The sequence below is a fragment of the Streptomyces sp. AM8-1-1 genome (assembly GCF_032229325.1).
GTDB lineage: Bacteria > Actinomycetota > Actinomycetes > Streptomycetales > Streptomycetaceae > Streptomyces > Streptomyces achmelvichensis.
This window is the reverse complement of sequence record NZ_CP135086.1, coordinates 5,332,522-5,353,540: the sequence shown is the minus strand read 5'-3', so window position 1 is coordinate 5,353,540 and position 21,019 is coordinate 5,332,522. Positions and strand designations below refer to the sequence as shown.

Below are 21,019 nucleotides of genomic sequence, written 5' to 3'. Positions count from 1 at the left end.
CACGGTCGGCAGTACGGGGGGCTGCTGCGTTGACGGGCGCCGAATCAGTCCGTGGCGCGGTGCGGGTGGTCCAACCGGCGGCACAGGAAGGGCCGGTCCGTGCCGGGGCGCGGCGGTCGGCGGCCGTCCGCGCAGCCCTCGTAGCGTCGGACCGGGGACGCACGGGGGACGCGGATCGTGGTGGGCGTGAGCCCTCCGCATCGCCTCTCCCGGTGAAGGCGGGCCCTCCGGAGCACCTCTCCCGGTGAAGCGGGCCCTCCGGAGCACCTCTCTCGGTGGGCATGCCCCTGGAGCGCGGTGCGCCCGAACCGCCCCCGATCCCAGCTCTCCGTAGGCCCGTAGCGCCCGGATCGCCGCTCGCGCCCCGCCGGGTGACCATGGAATTCGGGACAGGCTCGGGGCCAGGCACTGGGAGACGCCCGTGGCGCACACTCACGACACCGACGTACTGATCGTCGGCGCAGGCCCGGTCGGGTTGAGCGCCGCCGCCGAACTCCGCCGCAGCGGACTGCGCTGCCGTCTCATCGACCGGTTGCCGGCCCGTCTGCCGTACGCAAAGGCCGTCGGCATCCAGCCGCGCACCCTGGAGATCTGGGACCGGATGGGCCTGGCCCGCGCCATGCTGGAGGCCTCCACTCCGATGCGCGGTCAGCTGATCTACGGCAACGGCGAGGAGCAGGCGCGGATCGACCTCGCGCTGCCGCCCGAAGTGCCTTACGGATTCGCCGCACTCCCGCAGTACGAGACCGAACGCCTTCTGGAGGAGTACGCCGCGGGCCTGGGCACCTCCATCGAACGCGGCACCGAGCTCATGTCGTTCGCCCAGGACGGGGACGGGGTCACCGCGCAGCTGACCACCGCCTCCGGTGCTGCCGAGGAGGTACGGGCCCGCTACCTGATCGGGTGCGACGGCGCGCACAGCACCGTCCGCAAGGGTCTGGGGCTCAGCTTCGAGGGCGGAGCGTTCGCCGAGGAGTACATGCTGGCCGACGTCGTGGCCGACTGGGACTTCCCGCAGGGATACGGCATACGGTCCCTGCACCGCGCCGACGACGGCACCACCGACGACCTGCTGGTCTGTATTCCGCTGCCCGGCGCCGGTCGTTACCGCATGTCGATGCTGGTACCGCCCGAACTCTCCACCCAGGGCCCGAACGCGGCATCGGCGGGCGACGGCGTCGCGCACGGCATGGAGGGCGGGCGCACCCCGGAGCTGTCCCACATCCAGGCCGTCGTCGACCGCCTCTCCCCGAAGCCGGCCGCTGTCTCCGACATGCGCTGGTCCTCCGTCTTCCGCATCAGCCATCGCATCGTCGACCGCTACGGCGAGGGCCGGGTGTTCGTCGCGGGCGACGCCGCCCACATCCACCCGCCCACCGGCGCCCAGGGCATGAACACCGGTATCCAGGACGCCTGCAACCTGGCCTGGAAGATCGCCCTGGTCGTCCGCGGAGAGGCCCGGCCCGAACTGCTCACCACCTACGACGCCGAACGCCGCCCCATCGGTGAGGAGGTCGTCGGCCGGACGGTCCGCCACGCCACCCAAGGAATGGAGACGGACCCCGACGACCCGCGGATGCTGATGCTCCGCGGAGCCCAACTGCTCGTCGGCTACCGGGACGGCCCGCTCGCCGGCTCCCCGTACGGCCCCGTCGACGCGCCGCAGCCGGGCGACCGGGCCCCGGACTGTGCGGGCTTGACCGGCCAGATCGCCGTCTACCCGATGCGCCTTCTCGACATCCTGCGCGGGCGGACGGAGCATGTGCTGATCCTGTACGCGTCCGACACCGCAGACCTGGCGGAGGCGGCCGAGGCCGCCGGGGTGACGCGGAGGACCGACGCGTCCGACGGCCTCGGTGCCCGGAGCGGACCGGAGACGATCGCCGTCCTCGACCGCGAAGCCGAAGCTGCCGACGCTCCTGTGACGGTTCCGCAGTACCGCGACGCCGCTGGGGAGTTCGCCGACCTCTACCGTCCCGACGGTCCCACAGGCTTCATCGTCCGCCCGGACGGGCAGCTCGGCGCGCGCTTCGCGCTGGCGGACACGAAGCAGGCCCTGTCGGCCTACTGGGGAGCCTTGTCCGCGTCCGGGGCGGGGTGATCACAGCGGTGGGGCCGCCGAGCCTCGGGAGCCGTGCCGGAGCAACTCCCGAGGCGCTCCCAGCCGATGGCCTGCTCCCGCCGGGACACCGCGGGCCGGCCCCACACGTTGTTGTCGTCGCACGTACCGCAGACGGGTAGGAAGAGCCTCATGACTGCTCTCGGTGCCGTTTTCCGTCCCCAGCTACCTCCCGAGCGGCTACGCGGTATCGCGCGTGCGGCGGACGAGGCGGGGCTCGAGGAGTTGTGGCTCTGGGAGGACTGCTTCCTGGAGAGCGGGATCGCCACCGCGTCCGCCGCTCTCGCCTGGACCGAGCGGTTGCGGGTCGGGGTCGGACTGCTGCCGGTGCCGTTGCGGAACGTCGCGCTGACGGCCATGGAAGCCGCCACCCTCGACCGGCTGTTCCCCGAACGTGTCGTTCTGGGCGTAGGACACGGCGTACAGGACTGGATGGGGCAGGTCGGTGCGCGAGCCGAGTCGCCGGTCACGCTGTTGCGCGAGTATCTCGAGGCACTGAGGGCGCTCTTGCGGGGCGAGCGGGTCACGACCGACGGTCGTTATGTGAAGCTCGACGGCGTTGCGCTCGACTGGCCACCGGCCGTCGCACTTCCCGTACTTGCGGGGACGGTCGGGCCGCGCTCACTGCGCCTGACCGGTGAGGCAGCCGACGGAACCATCCTCGACGCCAGCATGTCGCCCGACGCCGTGCGCAACGCCCGTCGGCTCATCGACGAGGGTCGCGAGGCCGCGGGGCGTACCGGACCGCACAAGATCGTCGTCTATCTGCACACCGCGACGGGGCCCGGAGCCGCCGAACGCCTGAAGGCGGAACTCGCGGACGGGAACGGAGGCTCGACGGAACTCGGTGTGGCCGGGGACGCAGACACGATCGCCCGGTTCGTCGAGCGGTTGGCGGCTGCCGGTGCCGACACGGTGGTCCTCCAGCCCACGCCCGACGAGCCGGACCCCGAAGGCTTCGTACGGTTCGTGGCCGAGGAGGTCCGTCCCCTGGTCCCGTGACCGGTCCGGCGGCTGGGTGTGACCGGCCGGCCCCGTGACATAGGTCCCGTGACGTAGGCGGGGAGGCCGGGGGACGCCTCACAGCAGGCGCCGGCCGGTCGCCGTCCCTTCCTCGACCGCCGCAAGGATCGCCTGCCACGGCACCGTGAGCCCCTCCGGCTCCTGCCGGGGCTCGTGCAGCGGCCAGACGTCGGGGCCCTGGACCAGCCGTACGTCTCCCGAGAGCAGGGTCTCGATGTGGCGCGTCCACGCCGGGTGCCGGGCGTGTGCGGCGTTGATGCGAGGGAACACGATCACCGGGACGCCGCGTGTTCCGATCGCCTCACCGACCTGGGTGAGGGCTTGATTGTCGGCGATACCGGTGGCGAGCTTCGCGACATAGTTCGCGCTCGCCGGGGCGACGACGTAGCAGTCGACTGTGGGGTGCGGCCTGGGCTCGTCGGGCAACCGGGGCGTGTCACGTACGGGCAGGCCTGTCGCGGCTTCCAGGAGCGGGAGTTCGCCGCCTGCCCGGAGCCAGCCTGCGGCTGTCGGGGTCAGCGTGACGGCAACCTGCCAGCCCAGGGTCAGGGCCGGCTCCACCAGTCCCGTACGCAGCGATTCGACACCGTCCGTCGCCGAACCGACCACTCCGAGAACGCCTCGCCTGCCTGTCGTCACCGTGTGCCCACCTCGTACGGTCGCCGGTCCGCGGTCGCCGGTCTGCGGTCTGCGGTCGCCGGTCCGCGGTCCGCGGTCTGCGGTCTGCGGTCTGCGGTCTGCGGTTGTCGTCGGCCATCGGCCATCCGCCCTGCTGTCGCGGCAAGTCTGGTCGGTGGATGCGATCAAGGGCAAGGCGAGGTTCATGCGGTTTGAACGGTTTGTACCGTTTCGCGCGTCTACAAGATCCGCCATCGGACCAGCGCCGCCAGTACCGCCACCCCTGGCAGGAGCGGCAGCCACACGGTGAGCAGGCGGAAGCCGAGAACGGTCGCGGTCGCCACCACCAGCGGAGTTCCGACCATGACCAGCGCGACGGCCAACGCGGGTTCGACGGAGCCGATGCCTCCCGGTGCGGGGATCATGCCGGCCGCGATGCTCGCCGCCAGGTAGGCCACGACGATGTGGTACGAGGGGACGGTGACTCCGAGGGAGAGCGCGACGCAGACCAGAACACCGGCCTGGAGCAGAGGGAACGTCACCGCGCCGCCCCACAGGGCCAGCGTCCGCGAGGGCTTCTTGTGCAGCGCCCGCGCGTCGGTGAGGGCGGTCCGCAGGAAGTCGAAGACGATCCGACGCAGCCGCCGGGCCACGAGCAGCACGACAGTCACCGCCGCGATCAGGACGACCCCGACGAGGACCACGGTGAGGACGGCCCGTCCCGGCGGCACGAGTTCGTCCAGCCGCAGCGCGCCCGGGAACGCCAGCACGAGCGTCACCAGCAGCCCGACCCTGGCGATCGCCTCGACCAGTGAGTAGAGAGCGAGGGCGGCCGTCGAACGGTCCAGCGGAATGCCGCAGCCGCGCAGAAAGCGCAGGGTGACGACGTGTGCGCCGAGTCCCGCGGGGAGGAGGTGGTTGGCCGCGCCGGCCGCGAACTGGGAGGCCAGGAGCTTGCCGGCGGGCAGCCGCTCGACGATGGTTCCCTGCCGGACGCATGATGCCGCCACCCAGCACAGCCCGGTGACGACGCCGCCCATGATCAGCCAGCCGGTATGGGCGCCACCGAGCCGGCTGACTCCGGAGGCGACCAGAGACCAGTTGCTGACGGCCCAGGCGGCGACCAGGGCGAACGGTACGAGGCAGATGATCTGCCGCACGGGGAGCCGCCGGAGGCCTTCGAGCAGCTGCCGATGCCGCGCCGACGGCGCCGGGGCGACCACCTGCTCCCCGCCCGGGGCAAAACGCTCCGTCCCGTCCGGGGCAGGGGCGTCGGCGGGGGTGGGTACTGCTCCGCTCCGAACGTCGGGCGGGGCCTGACCGTCGGGTTCGCCCGGAACGGGGGTCTCGGCCTGAACGGGCGTCTCGGCCTGAACGGGGGTCTCGGACGGAGTCGGCGTCTCGGACGGAGTCGGCGTCTCGGACGGGGTGAGGGTCTCGGACGGGGTGAGGGTCTCGGGCGGGGTGAGGGTCTCGGACGGGGTGAGGGTCTCGGGCATGGCCACGCTCTCGGCCGTCCTTCTTCGTCGGGCGCGTCACGCTTCGCGAGCGCGATGGGGGCGGGAGTGGCTTTCCGGAACCTGCCCTTCGCTTCCGACATCCCGGTGTCCTGAAGCCGACATCCGGTGGATACGTCGGTGGCGGACACACGTCGACGGACCGGAAGGCGTTGGGGCGACGGGTACGCGCCGGCGCAATGGAGACACGCCAGGTGCCGGCCACAGCTGTGTACGTCAATGGGCGTCACCGTACGGGGATAGGCCTCGGCATACTCAGAGCCACATCGAGTAGGGGCGCGGATATCACCTGCTCGCCCCGGCCCCGATGCTGAGCGTCATGACGAACCGGCTGAAAAGCATGCAATGGGCGGCCATGCGACTGCTGCTGAGGAGCGTCGGGCGGCTCAGTGAGGGCGTGAGGATCGGCTACCGGCACGGCTTCGACAGCGGGTCGATGCTCGACTACGTGTACGTCGACAAGGCGCACGGAGCGCTGGGAGTCGGTCGGATCATCGACCGCGTGTATCTGAACGCCGTGGGCTGGCGAGCCATCCGGGCGCGCCGTGAGCTGCTCAAGGACGTACTGCGCAAGGAGATCGCGGAGCGCGGCGGCGATGTCTTCGTTCTGGATGTGGCGTCCGGACCCGGCCGCTATCTCCAGGATCTGGTGGAGGAGCACGGGGACGGGCCGGAGACATCGCTGCGGGTGGAGTGCCGCGACCTCGATCGCGCCGGTCTGGCCCAGGGCAAGGAACGGGCGCGGGTGCGGGGTCTGGAGGGCATCTCGTACGTCCACGGCAACGCGCTCGATCCCCTCCCCTGCGACCGCGCCCCGGATGTGATCGTCGTGTCCGGGCTCTACGAACTACTGCTGGACGACGCCGTGATCGCCGCGTCCGTCGACCGGCTGCGCGGACTGCTCGCTCCCGGCGGTGTCCTGGTCTGCACGACGCAGACCCGCCACCCGCAGCTGGAGTTCATCGCCAATGTGCTGCCCAATCGGGACGGCGCGCTGTGGGTGATGAAGTGCCGTCCCGTCGAACTGGCGGAGGAGTGGGCAGCCGCGGCCGGCTGCACCGGGGTCATCACCAGCCGACGGGAGTCGGTGGGGCTGTTCACCGTCACTACAGCGCGGCGCTGACCATCAGCGCGAACGCGGCGATGGTGAACAGCGTGCGGACGACGTGCAGCTGGTTCCAGCGCGGTTCGAAGGCCGCACGGACCTCGGCGGCCGGAGCCGTCGGTGTGGCGTTCTCGGACGCGGCGAGCGCGTTGTTCAGTGGGATGTTGCCCGCGATGGTGATCAGGTGGTTGATCACCGCACAGGCCAGACCGGCGACGAGCAGCCACTGCTGGGTGTCCGTACGGTCGTCCACGGAGATCGCAAGGGCGAGAGCCGGGAAGACGATGATTCCGGCGAACGTCAGCAGGAACAGCGGGCGCGGCACGACTTCGTTGATGCGGCGCATGACCGGCAGGAATTGATCGTCGGTCAGCTTGGCGAGCGACGGCATGATCGCCGTCTGGAACGTCAGCATGAAGCCCGCGTACAAACCGTTGAAGATGATCGCGAGCGCAAGGAGAAGGGTGGCCATGGCGGACATCATGGCCCGGCACGGCAGGGAGGCGCAGCCGTCCTGTCGTGCCGCTCGACCACATGTCGCCTCCCTACTGCCCTTCCCCAGCCCGCCAGTTCCTTCCGACCGTCAGTCGCCCGTTCCTTCTGTCCGTCGCGCCTTCGGCCCTCCGGGACCTCAGTCCTTGATTCGCTGCGCCTGGGTGATCGACTCGGCGAGCTGCCGCACCGCGCCGTCCTCCGTGGTGTCCGCCAGCTTCCTTGCTCGCTGCGCCAGTTCGGCCAGCCCGGGTGCGCCCGGCATCGAACCGCCGCGCAGGGACTCGGCGAAGTACGCCGCGACCGCGGTGACCTGGAACCTGCTGGAGGCAGCGCCCCACAACGCACCGTCGACCGCGTTCGTCTCGACCGAGCCTGTCTGCTCGTGCGGTGCCCGCGTCCTCGGGTCGAGCCAGCGGACCGTCGCCGTGGCGACGTGGCCGCTCGCGCCCTCACGCAGCCGCACCGCGTAGAGGGCCGTGACCGTGTGGCCCGGGCCGACCTCGCCGCCGTCCACCCGGTCGTTGCGGAAGTCCTCGTCCGCAACGGCCCGGTTCTCGTACCCGATGAGACGGAACTGCTTCACCGTCTCGGGGTCGAAGGCCACCTGCGCCTTGGCGTCGCGCGCCCGCAGTTCGACGTGGCTGGGCAGCTGGTCCACGAACACCTTTCGAGCCTGCTCGCTGGTGGAGACGTAGGTAGTGTGGCCGTCCCCCTTGTCCGCGAGCCGCTCCATGAGATCGTCCCCGTACTCACTGCCGACCCCGACGCCGAACAGCGTGATGCCGTGTTCCCGTCGGGCCTCGTCGATCCGGTCGAGGATCGCTTCGGCGTCGGTCTCGCCGGTGTTGGCCAGGGCGTCGGAGAGCAGGACGACACGGTTGGTGGCACCGCGCCGACGGCCTTCGACAGCCTCCTCGTAGCCGGCACGCACGCCCGCCTCGACATTGGTGGAGTCGGTCGGCTCCAAGCCGTCGATCACCTTGTGGATCCGGGAGCGGTTGCCGTCGAGGCGGGTCATGGGCAGTCGGGTCTCCGCCTCGTCGCTGAAGGTGACGACGGCGATGGAGTCGTCGTCGCGCAGCTGGTCGGTGAGGATTCCCAGCGACTCCTGGACGAGATCGAGGCGGCCGGGCTCCGCCATGGATCCGGAGATGTCGATGACGAAGGTGAGGGCGGCGGGCGGCCGCTCGCCCTTGCGGTCGGACGGGCGGGTGGAGAGCCCGACACGCACCAGCGACCAGTCGTCGCCACCTTCCACCTCGCCGCCGACCTCTCCTCGGGCCTCGCCCTCCGAGCCACGAGGACGAGCTCCGTCGACGGTCACCGAGAAGCCGTCCCCTTTGGGCCGCGGATAGTCCTGCCGGAAGCTGTTGATGAACTCTTCCGGCCGGATGTTCCCCGCGAGGGGCTGCTGTCCGTCCTTCAGCGTGCGACGGGCGTAGCCGTACGAGGCGGTGTCCACGTCGAGCGCGAACGTCGAAAGGTAGTCGGCCGGCGGCAGGGACTTTTCGTACGCATCATTGTCCTGCCGCTCCCCTTCTGTGCCGCCGTCCACGCCCGTCGCAGGCGCACCTCCTCCGCCGTCCGGAGCGATGGGAGCGGGTGCCGGCCCGGCACCGTCGTTCCCTCGCTGTTGGGAACCGTCGTAGGAGGAGCTTCGGTCGCTCTGGCCACCGGCACTGCAGCCGGCGGTCAGCAGCATCCCTCCGGCCAGCACCGCAGCGAGTAGTCCCCTGTACGTCCTTGCGTAGAGCTTCATCCGGGCCCCCTGGTCGTCAGCACTTGTGAATGTGACGTCCGAGACGGTCCAAAGGAGCAGACGAAGGAGTTGCGGATGAGTCTCAATGCGGCAACGGGCGGAAGGACTTAATCCGGTCCGTGAAGCGGCTGAGGTGCCGGCGCACGCTGTCGTTCGGTCATGGTCCCCGTTCCTTGTCCCTCGTGTTCGTGCCTCCAGCTTGCCCACGCCAGGCGCCGAGCAGAAGGGCATGGCAAGGACTCGCCAGTCTCTGACCAGGCTCTTGTCACGATGAGCAGCGCCGTGCGTACATGGAGTTACCTACACGGATCCGGGGGGACGGACCGTGGGGCGGCGGGAAGGCAGGGGGATGGTGTGCCATGTCGGTGGCAGTGGTTCCGGGCTCCGTGCTCGGCCGGGAGATTACGAGGTCTGTCCTGCGGGAGACGCCGGGACAGCCGGTCACGGGAGTGGCGAACGTCAGAGCGGCCTTGACGGGCCTGGTCCGCTCGGCACGTCGCGAGCTCCTCAGCTTCGACGACCCGGCCGGGGCACTCGGTCGCGGGATCGCGGAGCCCTTCCTGGAATTGGCTTGTGCGGGCGACCGTGCGAGCGGCGAGCGGACCGCCACGGTCCGGCGTATCGCGCCCCGCCACAGTCTGGTGCACATCCGCGATGGTGCGAGCTTTCCCGGTGACTCCCGGGTGACCGACACCATTCCGTTCAAGATAATCGTCGCCGACCGCGCGGTCGCCGCCGTTCCTCTTGACCTGGAACTGCACGACAACGGCGTGCTGCTGATTCGCGATCCCGTTGTCGTCCAGACCTTGGTCCGCACACATCGCGCTTGGTGGGACACCGGCGAGGAACTGACACAGCATCCGGCGCCCGCAGAAGCGCCGGTGCATCTGCGGCCGGTGCTCAAGGCCTTGCTGGCGGGACTCACCGACGAGGCGGCCGCGCATCGGCTGGGTATGTCCGGGCGCACATACAGCCGACGCGTGGGTGAGCTGATGGCCGCCCTCGGCACGACGAGCCGCTTCCGGGCGGGAGCGGAAGCGGCCCGTCGGGGCTGGGTCTAGGCCTGTCGCGAGCCGCCTACGACACGATGTCCTTCCGGGAGAAGTTCCGGAAAGCGAGCGCGAACAGCACCAGCGCATAGGTCACCGATACCGCTGCCCCCTTGACCATGCCGCCCCACTCCAACTGCGGCTGGAGAGCGTCGATCCAGGCGAACTGCCAGTGCGCCGGCAGCACATCGCGCCACGAGCCGAGCGCGGTGACCGCGTCCAGCACATTGCCGACGATCGTCAGGCCGACCGCTCCGCCGACCGCGCCCAGAGGGGCATCGGTCTTGGTGGACAGCCAGAACGCAAGCCCCGCCGTGACCAGTTGGGAGACAAAGATGAAGGCGACGACGAGAGCCAGCCGCGGCGCGGTGTCGCCCGTGGCGAGAGATCCGCCCGTGGGTAGTTCCAGTGGCCCCCAGCCGTAGGCGATCGTGCCCGCGATCAGGGCGACGAGCGGCAGCAGCACCATCGCTGCCGCACTGAAGCCGAGCGCCACCGCCAGTTTCGACCACAGCAGTCGGGAGCGCGGCACGGGCGCGGCCAGCAAGTAGCGCAGGGACGACCAGCTCGCCTCCGACGCCACGGTGTCCCCGTGAAAGAGCGCCACCGGGACCACCAGCAGAAAGCCGGCCGAGACGAAGAGGGAGGTGGCGGCAAAGTTCGCGGCCGAGGCGGTGGCCGTGTCGATGAGGGTGATCCGACCGCCCTCATCACCGTCCGGAGTGCCACCGATGGCGAAAGCGATGATCAGCACGAGGGGCAGTGCCCCCAGTACCGCGGCCATCACCATGGTCCGCCTGCGCTTCAGCTGCCGCACAGCCTCGACGCGCAGCGGCAGGGTGCGCCGCGCCCGGTATCCGGGGGCCGAGTCGACCAGCGTGCTCATGCGGAACCTCCGATCAGGGTGAGGAAGGCATCCTCCAGGCGGCGGTGCGGGCCCACTCCGGTCAACGGCACGTCCAGCCGGACGAGTTCGCTGATCATCGACGTGGCACTTGCTCCGTCCAGTCGGACAAGTAGTCCTTCGTCCACACGGACGGCGGATCCGATCCCTGCCAGGGCGCCGATTTTCTCGATCACCGGGTCGGGCACCTCGGTGCTGGTGGTGACCAGCAGGGTGTCGCCCTCGCCCGTGATCTCCGCGACCGGTCCTGCCTGCACCAGCCGGCCGCGGTCCATGACCACCAGATGAGTGCAGGTCTGCTCGACCTCGGACAGGAGGTGACTGGAGACGATGACCGTGCGGCCTCCGGCGGCGTACCGGATCATCACGTCCCGCATTTCGCGGATCTGCGGCGGGTCAAGGCCGTTGGTCGGCTCGTCGAGGATCAGCAGATCCGGCAGACCGAGCATGGCCTGAGCGATGGCGAGACGCTGTCGCATGCCTTGTGAGTAGGTGCGTACCGCACGGGCGAGGGCGTCACCGAGTCCCGCGATCTTGAGGGCGTCCTCGATGTGCGCGTCCTCGGCGGGGCGGCCGGTGGCCCGCCAGTAGAGCTCCAGGTTGTCGCGGCCCGACAGATGCGGAAGGAAGCCCGCGCCTTCGACGAAGGCGCCGACCCGGGAGAGGACGGGCGCACCCGGGCGGATGGCCTGGCCGAAGACCCGGATTTCGCCCGCGTCGGGACGGATGAGCCCCATGAGCATGCGCAGGGTGGTGGTCTTGCCCGCACCGTTCGGTCCGAGGAGACCGAGCACCTGCCCCTTCTCGACGCGGAAGGAGAGGTCCTGCACGGCGTAGCGGTCGGAGGACTTCGAGTACCGCTTGGTGAGTCCGGTGATCTCCAGCGGGACGTCGGCGAGTTCGGGGTCCGGTGCCGGGGCGGCGACGCGGCGGCGGGCGGTGAACAGCAGCGCGGCTGCCACGAGCGCGCCGGCGGCCGGGAGGCCCCAGGTCCACCAGGGCAATCCCGAGGCCTCGGTCTTCACGGCCGGCGCAGTGGGCACCGACAGCGCCGCGCCGTCGGCGAGGGCGACGGTGTAGGTCGCGGGGTTCGGCGGCGAGGCGTATGCGAGGTCGGTCGCGGAGAGCACGAGACGCAGCCGGTGTCCGGCGTCGACCTCGTGGTCCACGGCGGGCAGGGTCAAGGAGACGTTCTTGGCCTGCTGGGCGCCCCCGATGCGGACAGGAGCGACGAGTTGGGAAGGCAGGACCTGCTCGCGGCCGTCGGGGCCGACGTCGTAGACCTTCCCGAACAGCACCGCGTCGCCGTTGGAGGAGGTGACGTCGACGCGGACGGTCGGGGAGCCGGTGATCCGCAGGGACTGCTTGAGGGGGCGCGATTCGAAGCGTGCGAACTGGCCGGGGAAGTCGAGGGAGAGTCCGACTCCGAGGGAGGAGAGCTGGTTGATGCCGCCGCTGATACCGGGGACGGCCGAGATGGCGGGCGGGGTGCCGCCGGCCGGGTTGGCAAAGGTCTGCTCGCGGCCGCTGAGCGGGATCGGCCGGGCGCCGCTCTCCAGGCCCGGGTAGCGGTTGCCGGTCGCGCCGCGCAGCAGTGCCTGGCCGTCGGTGGAATCGACACCTCCGGTGCGGCTGACGCGGAAGGCGGGACCGGTGTCGGCGTTCTTGTCCTGGCCGAGGTATCGGTCGAACCAGGAGCTGATGCGGCTCTCGATGCGGGCGCTCTCGCGGTCGCCGCCGTCGTGTCCGCCGGCGATCCAGTCGACCGAGACGGGCGCGCCGTTGGCCTTGATCTGCTGAGCCATGGCGTCGGCGTGTGCAAGCGGGAAGAGCGAGTCGGACTGGCCCTGGATGATCAGGGTGGGCACCTTGATGCGGTCGCCGACGGCGGAGGGGCTGCGGCGTTCAAGGAGCTGCTCGGCAGCGGCGTCGGGCTTGCCGGCGACGGCGACGCGCTCGTACATGGCGCACAGTGCGGGCTGGAAGCGCCCACAGGCGCCGGGGTTCGCCGGGCCTGCCGGGGATCCGGGGGCGCTGTTGCCGCCCGACCCCGCGGGGCCGTCCCCGGCCCCGGCCGGAGCGTCTCCGGCGGGGGTGTCGGCCGGTGCGTCGCCGGCGGGGCCGGCGGGATTGCCGCCCGCCGAGCCGGTGGAGAAGAAGATGCCTGCCCAGAGCTTCTTGAAGACGCCGTTCGGGAAGAGGGCGTCGGAGAGGTTCCAGTAGGAGATCGCCGGTGCGATGGCGTCGACCCGCTTGTCGTAGCCGGCGGCGAGGAGAGAGATGGCGCCGCCGTAGGAGGCGCCGGCGACTCCTACGCGCGGGTCGCCGTCGGCGTCCAGCTGCACCCCGGGGCGGGCGGCGAGGTTGTCGATCAGCCGGGAGACGTCCTTGACCTCGTGGTCGGGGTCGTTGAGGCCGATCTGTCCGGTGGATTCGCCGAATCCCCTGGCGGACCAGGTCATCACGGCGTAGCCGTCGCGGGCGAGCTTCTCCGCCTGCGCGCGGACGTCGTCCTTGCTGCCGCCGAAGCCGTGTCCGAGGAGAACGGCCGGACGCCGTTCGCTGCCGCCGGCCGTGAAGAAAGAGGTGTCGATCTTCGCCCCGGGCATGGCCTGCACCTTGTCCTGCCGGTGCACGGTCGGGGCGCTGTCGTCGGCGACCGCGGTCCAGGTGCCCGCGCCGGCGAGGACGGCCAGGGCAGCGCCGCCTGCGAGCCATCGGCCGCGCGGCCGGGGAAGTCGGATCTGCATGGTTGAAACCCTAAGCGGAATGCCTGTGGGCTCTCGGCTGCCGCCAGGGGGAAGTGGTCGGCATCCCCGAGTAGTAGGTGGGGAGGTCGGCCTACACCAACCGCGGTATACGCGAACCCCTGCGTGTAAGGGGCTGGCCGTCGCCCGGTACCGGCGCCCGGCCCTCCCCGCCCCCCTGCGGCCGGCTCTGCTCAGCCGGGCCAGGTGGCGGTCACCAGCCAGAGACGCGCCGTGAGCACGACACCGCCCTCGCCCTTACCTTCGCCTTCGCCCTCACTCTCGCTCCAGCCGTCGCCCTCGCCCTCTCCCCTGTTCCCGCCCTCTCCCCTGGCCCCGCCCTTACCGTCGCCCCTGTTCTCGAAAGCGCGGAACGCCTCGGTGGCGGCCGCGCGGGCTCGGGTCACCGCGTCCGGATCGGCGTCGCGCAGCCAGTGGCGCATCGGGCCCCAGCCGAAGAGGAAGCCCGTGGCGTCCTCGGCGTCCTTGCCCCACAGCTGGCGGACCTCGAGTTCCGTCGCGGTCGCGTTCTCGTAGCCGGCGTCGCGCAGGATGCCGGTCGTGCGGGTGGGGTCGGCGAGGGAGGCGGGTCCGGTTTCGTCGTCGCCGGACAGATTGGGCAAGGTCACCTGGGTCGCGATCGCTGTGAAGATCTTGTACTGGCCCATGTGCCGGAATACCTGTGGACAGACGAAGGCGAGCCGCCCGCCGGGCCGCAGAGCACGTCCGACGTTGGCGAAGGCGGCGACGGGATCGGCGAAGAACATGACGCCGAAGCGGCTGAGAGCGACGTCGAATGAGGCGTTTTGGAAGGGGTGCACCTGGGCGTCGGCGCGGACGAACGAGACGTTGTCGATGCCCTCTTGGGCGGCTTTGGCGCGGGCGGTTTCCAGCATGGGTCCGGAGAGGTCGACCCCGAGGGCATGTGCCGCCTGGCCTGCGGCGATGCGGGTGAGGTGGCCGTTGCCGCAGCCGATGTCGAGGACGCTTTCGGAGGCGGTGATCCGGGCCGCTTCGAGGAGTGGGGTGGTGGAGGGACCGTAGACGCCGTCGTAGCGGGCCGGGTTGTCCGCCCAGTGCCGCCCCTCGTAGCCGTTCCATGCCTCGGCCTGATGGGTGTTCACAATGTGTGCGTCCGTCATGCGAACCATGGTGACGCTCTCTTGTGTCGTACGTCACGTCACGAGACGCTGGTCAGCGCGTCCGCATCCCCTGGCACCATGCACACCCGTACTTGCCCGTCTCCCGGTCAACGAAAGGTCAGGTGCACGAGATGAGAACCCCCACCCGCCGCTTCGGTGCGCTGATACCCGCAGTCGCACTTGCGGCCGGTCTCCAGTTCGCCGCTTCCCCCACCGCGCAGAGCGCGACGATCGGCGACCTCCGTCTCGCTCCTTCCTCAACTGCCGTCGCCAACAGCTGGATCGTCGTCCTGAAGGACGGTTCGACGCGTGCCGCGGACTTCGGCGTCACGCCCAAGCACACCTATCGCAACGTCCTCGCGGGCTTCTCCACGTCGATGTCCGACGCGAAGGCGGCGAAGCTCGCCGCCGACCCGCGCGTGAAGTACGTCGAGCAGAACCAGACGGTTCGCCTCAACGACACCCAGACGAACCCGACCTGGGGCCTCGACCGCATCGACCAGCGGGACCTGCCGCTGTCGAAGTCGTACACCCACAACACGCCGGCGTCGAACGTGAACGCTTACATCATCGACACCGGAATCCGCACGTCCCACAGCGAGTTCGGCGGCCGCGCGAGCGTCGGCACGGACACGGTGGGCGGCGGTCAGAACGGTCAAGACTGTCAGGGACATGGCACCCACGTCGCCGGTACGGTCGGCGGCAAGACGTACGGCGTTGCCAAGGGCGTCAAGCTCATCGCCGTACGCGTCCTGGACTGCAACGGCTCCGGCACCACCGCCGGTGTCATCGCGGGCGTCGACTGGGTGACCGCCAATGCCAAGAAGCCGGCGGTGGCCAACATGAGCCTGGGCGGCGGGACCAACACCTCGCTGGACAACGCGGTCAAGAAGTCCATCGCCTCCGGCGTGAGCTTCGCCGTGGCCGCGGGCAACGGCAACTTCCTCGGCATCCCGCAGAACGCGTGCAACTCCTCCCCCGCCCGCGTCCCCGAGGCGATCACGGTCGGCGCGACGGACAACACGGACCGCCGGGCGTCGTTCTCCAACTTCGGCACCTGCCTGGACCTGTTCGCACCCGGTGTAAACATCACGTCCGCGTGGCGGACCAACGACACCGCCACCAACACGATCTCGGGCACCTCGATGGCCACGCCGCACACGGCGGGCGTCGCGGCGCTCTATCTGGCGACCCACACCACCGCGACCCCGGCGCAGGTGCGGGACGCCCTGGTGAACAACGCCACGAACAACAAGGTCCAGGACCCGAGGACCGGTTCGCCGAACAAGCTGCTGTACTCGCTGTTCTAGTCCGTACACGGACGCCGAACAGATGAAGCCCCCGGGACGCGGCCGGTGCCGTCGCCTCCCGGGGGTTTCCTCATGCCGCGTCGTCCGGATCCGGATAGGGACGCTCGTCAGGCAGCAGACCGCGGGCGGTGTCCAGGTCGCCCTGACGGACCAGGGCGTGGATCCGGTGGGCCAGCGGAGTGACGTCGGTGATGGAGAGGGTCCACTCGTCCGCGTAACGGCGTGATGCCTCACCCGCGAGTCCGAGCTGGAGCGAGCGGTACGGCAACGGCCGCAGATGCAGATCGCGCTCGGGATCCCACTGCACCCTGGCCGGTGACCTTTTCAACTCCCGCTTCCAGGACACGTGATCGGTGTGCACATCCCTGTCGTAGTGCGAGAGGCAGGAGTTCTCCAGGGCCCAGTCGAAACCGTCGCGGGCGATCTCGACGGCCAGGACGATCTCCTGGCCTTCCTTCAGGCCCCAGCCGCAGCGGTACATCATCCACAGGAACGACGGCTTGATCCACGTCATGCGGTCGCGCTTCCAGGACGCGGGGAAGCGCCCGTCCCGCGCCGCGGGAACGCCGATCGTGGGTGAGTACGCCTGGTAGACGGTGATCGTCGAGGCGGTGTGGAGCGCCCGGATGCGGCGCGCAGGCTCGTGCATGCCCATCAGAGTGCGGCCAGCCCCCCACCACGAACCACTGATTTACGGCTGCGTCCGCACGGCGGTCACGCTGTATACGCACACGCCAACGCCCGCGCGCCGCCCCGCTCCACCCGCGTCCCGGTCATGCCTCCGGCCCGCACGGATGAGGGTCCGTACGGGCCGGGAAGCACGGAAGGGGCCGGGAAGACACCGAGCCGGGTGCGAGCTCAGTGGTTGCGCGGGAAGCCCAGGTCCACGCCGACCGGCGCCTCCGACGGGTCCGGCCAGCGGGTCGTGACCACCTTGCCGCGGGTGTAGAAGTGCACCCCGTCGTTGCCGTAGATGTGGTGGTCGCCGAAGAGCGAGTCCTTCCAGCCCCCGAAGGAGTGGTAGCCGACGGGGACCGGGATCGGGACGTTCACGCCGACCATGCCCGCCTGGATCTCCAGCTGGAAGCGGCGGGCCGCTCCGCCGTCGCGGGTGAAGATGGCGGTGCCGTTGCCGTAGGGAGAGGCGTTGATGAGGTCCACGCCGTCCTCGTACGTCTCCGCGCGCAGCACGCACAGCACCGGGCCGAAGATCTCGTCGCGGTAGGCGTCGGAGTCCGTGGAGACCTTGTCGAGCAGCGACAGGCCGATCCAGTGGCCGTCCTCGAAGCCGTCCACGGAGTAGCCCGTGCCGTCGAGCACGACCTCGGCGCCCTGGGCGGCCGCGCCCTCGACGTAGGAAGCCACCTTGTCACGGTGGGCCTTGGTGATCAGCGGACCCATCTCGGACGTCGGGTCATTGCCCGGGCCGATCTTGATCTTCTCGGCGCGCTCGCGGATCTTGTCCACCAGTTCGTCCGCGACGGAGCTGACCGCGACGACCGCGGAGATCGCCATGCAGCGCTCGCCCGCCGAGCCGTACGCGGCCGAGACGGCGGCGTCCGCCGCCGCGTCCAGGTCGGCGTCCGGCAGGACCAGCATGTGGTTCTTCGCGCCGCCGAGCGCCTGGACGCGCTTGCCGTTGGCGGAGGCCGTGGTGTGGATGTAGCGGGCGATGGGCGTCGAGCCGACGAAGGAGACCGCGCTGACGTCCGGGTGCTCCAGCAGCGCGTCGACCGCGACCTTGTCGCCGTGGACGACATTGAGCACGCCGTCGGGCAGTCCGGCCTCCGCGGCGAGCTCGGCCAGCAGCACGGCGGCCGAGGGGTCCTTCTCGCTCGGCTTGAGCACGAAGGTGTTTCCGCAGGCGATCGCCAGCGGGAACATCCACATCGGCACCATCGCCGGGAAGTTGAACGGTGTGATGCCCGCGACGACGCCGAGGGGCTGGCGGATCGCGGCGACGTCGACCCGGTTGGACACCTGGGTGGACAGTTCGCCCTTGAGCTGTGTGGTGATGCCGCAGGCGAGTTCCACGATCTCCAGACCGCGGGCGACCTCGCCCAGCGCGTCGGAGTGGACCTTGCCGTGCTCGGCGGTGATCAGTGCGGCGATGTCGTCGCGGTGGGCGTCCAGGAGCGCGCGGTAGCGGAACAGGATCGCGGTGCGCTGCGACAGCGAGGCCGTGCCCCAGGTCGCGAACGCCTCCTTCGCCGCCGACACGGCCGCGCCGACCTCCTCGGTCGAGGCCAGTGCCACCTGGGTGGTGACGGCACCGGTCGCCGGGTCGGTGACCGGTCCCCAGTTGCCGGACGCGCCCTCGACGGTCTTGCCACCGATCCAGTGGTTGACGGTCTTCATTTCGAGCTCCTTCACAGATGGCGGCGTCGGGCTGCGACTTGCCGGTCGTACTCCTCCCGGGCCTTGACCGCCGACGGGCGGGTCGCGGTCGCGGCCACCGGAACATCCCACCACGCCTGCGCCGGAGGCGCGCCCGACACAGTGTCTGCCGTTTCGGTCTCGATGTAGACACCTGTGGGGACGTCGGCCGCGCGGGCCTCCGCCAGCGCTTCACGCAGGTCACGCACCGTCTTGGCGCGGATGACGCGCAGCCCGAGCGCGGCGGCGTTGGCGGCCAGGTCGACGGGCAGAGGGGCACCGGTGTACGTGCCGTCCGGTGCGCGATGGCGGTAGGCGGTGCCGAACCGTTCGGAGCCGACCGACTCGGAAAGACCGCCGATGGAGGCGTATCCGTGGTTCTGGAGGATGATCACCTTGATTGGGATGTTCTCCTGGACCGCCGTGACGATTTCGGTGGGATTCATCAGATACGTACCGTCGCCGACCAGTGCCCAGACGGGGCGCCCGGGCGCGGCCATCCCGACCCCGATCGCCGCGGGGATCTCGTATCCCATGCAGGAGTAGCCGTACTCGACGTGGTACTGGTCGGCCGACCGGGCGCGCCACAGTTTGTGCAGGTCGCCGGGGAGTGAACCGGCCGCGTTGATCACGATGTCGTCCTCGGTGACCAGCGCGTCGAGCACGCCGAGCACCTGGGGCTGGGTGGGCCGGGTGTCGTCGTCGCCCTCGTAGGAGGCGTCGACGCGGTGCTCCCAGCGCTCCTTGTCGTCGGCGTACTCCGTCTCGTACGCGGGCTCGACGCGGAAGCCGGGGCCCAGTGCGCCGGTGAGTTCCTCCAGTGCGGCCCGCGCGTCGGCGACCAGGGACAGGCCCGCCATCTTGTGGGCGTCGAAGGAGGTGATGTTGATGTTCAGGAAGCGGACGGACGGGTTCTGGAACAGGGTCGACGAGGCGGTGGTGAAGTCCGACCACCGGGTGCCCACGCCGATCACCAGGTCGGCGGTGCAGGCGAGTTCGTCCGCCGTGGCCGTACCGGTGTGACCGATGCCGCCGACATCGGCGGGGTGGTCGTACGGCAGCGAGCCCTTGCCGGCCTGCGTGGAGGCGACCGGGATACGGGTCGCGTCGGCGAAGGCACGCAGCGCGCCCTCCGCCTCGCTGTGGCGGACACCGCCGCCGACGACCAGCAGCGGCCGGCGGGCCGAGGTCAGCGCGCGCCGGGCGGCGTCGAGCGCCGTGAGGTCCGGGCGCGGGCGGCTCACCTGCCAGACGCGCTCGGCGAAGAAGTCCTCCGGCCAGTCGTACGCCTCGGCCTGCACGTCCTGGGGCAGGGCCAGCGTCACCGCTCCCGTCTCGGCCGGGTCGGCGAGGACGCGCATGGCCTGGAGGGCGGCGGGGATCAGAGCTTCGGGCCGCATGACGCGGTCGAAGAAGCGGGAGACGGGGCGCAGGGCGTCGTTGACCGACACATCGCCCGCGTAGGGGACTTCGAGCTGTTGCAGGACCGGGTCGGCCGGGCGGGTCGCGAAGACGTCGCCGGGCAGCAGCAGGACCGGCAGCCGGTTGATGGTGGCGAGCGCCGCGCCGGTGACGAGGTTGGTGGCACCGGGGCCGATGGAGGTGGTGACGGCCTGCGCGGACAGCCGCCGGGACTGGCGGGCGTAGCCGACGGCGGCGTGCACCATGGCCTGTTCGTTGCGGCCCTGGATATAGGGCATCTCCGGGCCGGACTCCAGGAGCGCCTGTCCCAGGCCGGCCACGTTGCCGTGGCCGAAGATGCCCCAGGTCGCGTTGATCAGACGCGTACGGCGGCCGTCCCGCTCGGTGTACTGGCGGGACAGGAAGGCGACCAGCGCCTGGGCGACGGTGAGGCGGCGGGTGCTCATCGGTGGCCTCCCTCGGCCTCGGGTCGGGTTCCGTGGCCGGTCCCGGGTCCGTCTGCTCCGGGTCCGGTTCCTGCCGCTGCTCCGGGTTCGGCTCCCGCTCCGGTCCCCGTCCCGTACAGCGGCAGCCGGGAATCGACCGGCTGCGTGGGCCAGGTCTCGCGGATCCAGCTGTGGTCGGGGTGGTCGCGGATCAGCCATTCGCGGTCCGCGCCCGGTCCCGCCATCACGTTGAGGTAGTACATGTGCCGTCCGGGCGCGGCGATCGACGGGCCGTGCCAGCCGTCCGGGATGAGGACGGCGTCCCCGGTGCCCACCTCGGCGAGGACATCGGCGCCGCCGGGCCGGGACGGCGAGACGCGGTGGTAGCCGACACCGCCCTGCTCGATCTCGAAGTAGTAGATCTCCTCCAGCTCGGACTCGGCTCCTGGCCGGTGCTCGTCGTGCTTGTGCGGCGGATAGGAGGACCAGTTCCCGCCGGGCGTGAGCACCTCGACGGCGATCAGCTTGTCGCACTCGAACGTGTCGGCGGCGGCGAAGTTGTTGACCTGCCGCGAGCACGTGCCGGAGCCGCGCAGTTCGACCGGTACCTCCGGCGCGGGGCCGTAGCGAGCGGGGAGTCGTCGCTCGCACTTCGCTCCTGCCAGGGCGAAGCGGCCTCCCGCACCGGAGGCGATCTGGGCATGGGCATCGCGCGGCACATAGGCGAAGTCGCTCACTCCGCCGAAGACGCTCTCTCTGCCCTGCAGTTCGAAGAACTCGCCTTGTGTGTACACCGTGCAGCCACCGCTGAGCGGCAGCACGATCCACTCGCTGTCCCCGGTGTCGAGCGTGTGCGAGCCGCCCGGCTCCAGCTCCAGCACACGCAGACCGGAATACCCCCAGCCGGCCTGCTCGGGGTCGACGCGGAGGGCGTACGGCCCACTGGCCGCGCTGCCCGCCGGTACGTGCAGCTCCTGCAACTTGTCGGCGCTCATGACCTCTCCGTAC

Annotated in this window: 16 protein-coding genes; 5 read left to right on the top strand and 11 right to left on the bottom strand. The window is 70.5% G+C overall.

The window, feature by feature from the left end; genetic code table 11:
• Positions 1-421: 421 nt before the first annotated feature.
• The gene (locus RPQ07_RS24095; protein WP_313946258.1) at positions 422-2,101 is read left to right on the top strand and encodes an FAD-dependent monooxygenase; all 1,680 of its coding nucleotides are present in this window, start codon (positions 422-424) and stop codon (positions 2,099-2,101) included.
• 150 nt (positions 2,102-2,251) lie between these two features.
• Positions 2,252-3,121, top strand: coding sequence for an LLM class flavin-dependent oxidoreductase (locus tag RPQ07_RS24090; protein WP_313946257.1), 870 nt, complete (start codon positions 2,252-2,254; stop codon positions 3,119-3,121).
• A gap of 78 nt (positions 3,122-3,199) precedes the next feature.
• On the opposite strand, the gene RPQ07_RS24085 is transcribed toward RPQ07_RS24090, so the two are convergent.
• Positions 3,200-3,781, bottom strand: coding sequence for a flavoprotein (locus tag RPQ07_RS24085; protein ID WP_313946256.1), 582 nt, complete (start codon positions 3,779-3,781; stop codon positions 3,200-3,202).
• A gap of 218 nt (positions 3,782-3,999) precedes the next feature.
• Positions 4,000-5,259 carry a lysylphosphatidylglycerol synthase transmembrane domain-containing protein gene (locus tag RPQ07_RS24080; RefSeq protein ID WP_313949006.1) on the bottom strand — a complete coding sequence of 420 codons (1,260 nt, stop codon included), beginning with the start codon at positions 5,257-5,259 and terminating at the stop codon, positions 4,000-4,002.
• Between the two features lie 337 nt (positions 5,260-5,596).
• Here RPQ07_RS24080 and RPQ07_RS24075 point away from each other — a divergent pair, with 337 nt between their 5' ends.
• Positions 5,597-6,400, top strand: a complete 804-nt coding sequence (locus RPQ07_RS24075; RefSeq protein ID WP_313946255.1) for a class I SAM-dependent methyltransferase family protein — start codon at positions 5,597-5,599, stop codon at positions 6,398-6,400.
• On the opposite strand, the gene RPQ07_RS24070 is transcribed toward RPQ07_RS24075, so the two are convergent.
• Positions 6,384-6,854, bottom strand: coding sequence for a DUF1772 domain-containing protein (locus tag RPQ07_RS24070; protein ID WP_313946254.1), 471 nt, complete (start codon positions 6,852-6,854; stop codon positions 6,384-6,386). The two genes, RPQ07_RS24075 and RPQ07_RS24070, sit on opposite strands and share 17 nt — an antisense overlap.
• A 159-nt stretch (positions 6,855-7,013) precedes the next feature.
• A complete protein-coding gene (locus RPQ07_RS24065; RefSeq protein ID WP_313946253.1) occupies positions 7,014-8,636 on the bottom strand; it encodes a vWA domain-containing protein in 1,623 nt (540 codons plus the stop codon).
• A gap of 683 nt (positions 8,637-9,319) precedes the next feature.
• Here RPQ07_RS24065 and RPQ07_RS24060 point away from each other — a divergent pair.
• Positions 9,320-9,697, top strand: coding sequence for a hypothetical protein (locus RPQ07_RS24060; RefSeq protein WP_313946252.1), 378 nt, complete (start codon positions 9,320-9,322; stop codon positions 9,695-9,697).
• A gap of 16 nt (positions 9,698-9,713) precedes the next feature.
• Here RPQ07_RS24060 and RPQ07_RS24055 read toward each other — a convergent pair whose 3' ends face one another.
• The 3 genes from RPQ07_RS24055 to RPQ07_RS24045 form a co-directional block, all read right to left on the bottom strand.
• Positions 9,714-10,571, bottom strand: a complete 858-nt coding sequence (locus RPQ07_RS24055; RefSeq protein ID WP_313946251.1) for an ABC transporter permease — start codon at positions 10,569-10,571, stop codon at positions 9,714-9,716.
• Entirely contained in the window at positions 10,568-13,339 is a 2,772-nt protein-coding gene (locus RPQ07_RS24050) for an alpha/beta fold hydrolase (protein WP_313946250.1), read from the bottom strand. Before RPQ07_RS24050 ends, RPQ07_RS24055 begins: the two co-directional genes overlap by 4 nt.
• Before the next feature lie 191 nt (positions 13,340-13,530).
• Complete coding sequence (locus RPQ07_RS24045; RefSeq protein WP_313946249.1) at positions 13,531-14,478, bottom strand: class I SAM-dependent methyltransferase; 948 nt, start codon at positions 14,476-14,478, stop codon at positions 13,531-13,533.
• Positions 14,479-14,600: 122 nt separating this feature from the next.
• Between RPQ07_RS24045 and RPQ07_RS24040 the strand changes: the two genes are divergently transcribed.
• On the top strand, positions 14,601-15,788 hold the full coding sequence (locus RPQ07_RS24040; protein ID WP_313946248.1) for a S8 family peptidase: 1,188 nt from the start codon (positions 14,601-14,603) through the stop codon (positions 15,786-15,788).
• Positions 15,789-15,858: 70 nt separating this feature from the next.
• Here the strand turns inward: RPQ07_RS24040 and RPQ07_RS24035 are convergent, their stop codons facing one another.
• From RPQ07_RS24035 to iolB, 4 genes are all read right to left on the bottom strand, one after another.
• Positions 15,859-16,437 carry a DUF4291 domain-containing protein gene (locus RPQ07_RS24035; RefSeq protein ID WP_313946247.1) on the bottom strand — a complete coding sequence of 193 codons (579 nt, stop codon included), beginning with the start codon at positions 16,435-16,437 and terminating at the stop codon, positions 15,859-15,861.
• A 209-nt stretch (positions 16,438-16,646) separates the two neighbouring features.
• Entirely contained in the window at positions 16,647-18,146 is a 1,500-nt protein-coding gene (gene mmsA / locus RPQ07_RS24030; RefSeq protein ID WP_313946246.1) for a CoA-acylating methylmalonate-semialdehyde dehydrogenase, read from the bottom strand.
• Between the two features lie 11 nt (positions 18,147-18,157).
• On the bottom strand, positions 18,158-20,032 hold the full coding sequence (iolD, locus tag RPQ07_RS24025) for a 3D-(3,5/4)-trihydroxycyclohexane-1,2-dione acylhydrolase (decyclizing) (protein WP_313946245.1): 1,875 nt from the start codon (positions 20,030-20,032) through the stop codon (positions 18,158-18,160).
• On the bottom strand, positions 20,029-21,006 hold the full coding sequence (iolB, locus tag RPQ07_RS24020) for a 5-deoxy-glucuronate isomerase (protein ID WP_313946244.1): 978 nt from the start codon (positions 21,004-21,006) through the stop codon (positions 20,029-20,031). The genes iolD and iolB overlap by 4 nt, the downstream gene beginning before the upstream one ends.
• Between the last annotated feature and the right edge of the window lie 13 nt (positions 21,007-21,019).

What these genes read in the sequence shown, in the direction of transcription:
- RPQ07_RS24070 (WP_313946254.1), bottom strand. Translation starts at nt 6,854, where the DNA reads ATGGCCACCCTTCTCCTTGCGCTCGCGATCATCTTCAACGGTTTGTAC.
- RPQ07_RS24045 (WP_313946249.1), bottom strand. Translation starts at nt 14,478, where the DNA reads ATGACGGACGCACACATTGTGAACACCCATCAGGCCGAGGCATGGAAC.
- RPQ07_RS24075 (WP_313946255.1), top strand. Translation starts at nt 5,597, where the DNA reads ATGACGAACCGGCTGAAAAGCATGCAATGGGCGGCCATGCGACTGCTG.
- iolB (WP_313946244.1), bottom strand. Translation starts at nt 21,006, where the DNA reads ATGAGCGCCGACAAGTTGCAGGAGCTGCACGTACCGGCGGGCAGCGCG.
- RPQ07_RS24055 (WP_313946251.1), bottom strand. Translation starts at nt 10,571, where the DNA reads ATGAGCACGCTGGTCGACTCGGCCCCCGGATACCGGGCGCGGCGCACC.
- RPQ07_RS24035 (WP_313946247.1), bottom strand. Translation starts at nt 16,437, where the DNA reads ATGCACGAGCCTGCGCGCCGCATCCGGGCGCTCCACACCGCCTCGACG.
- iolD (WP_313946245.1), bottom strand. Translation starts at nt 20,032, where the DNA reads ATGAGCACCCGCCGCCTCACCGTCGCCCAGGCGCTGGTCGCCTTCCTG.
- RPQ07_RS24050 (WP_313946250.1), bottom strand. Translation starts at nt 13,339, where the DNA reads ATGCAGATCCGACTTCCCCGGCCGCGCGGCCGATGGCTCGCAGGCGGC.
- RPQ07_RS24080 (WP_313949006.1), bottom strand. Translation starts at nt 5,259, where the DNA reads ATGCCCGAGACCCTCACCCCGTCCGAGACCCTCACCCCGCCCGAGACC.
- RPQ07_RS24065 (WP_313946253.1), bottom strand. Translation starts at nt 8,636, where the DNA reads ATGAAGCTCTACGCAAGGACGTACAGGGGACTACTCGCTGCGGTGCTG.
- RPQ07_RS24090 (WP_313946257.1), top strand. Translation starts at nt 2,252, where the DNA reads ATGACTGCTCTCGGTGCCGTTTTCCGTCCCCAGCTACCTCCCGAGCGG.
- mmsA (WP_313946246.1), bottom strand. Translation starts at nt 18,146, where the DNA reads ATGAAGACCGTCAACCACTGGATCGGTGGCAAGACCGTCGAGGGCGCG.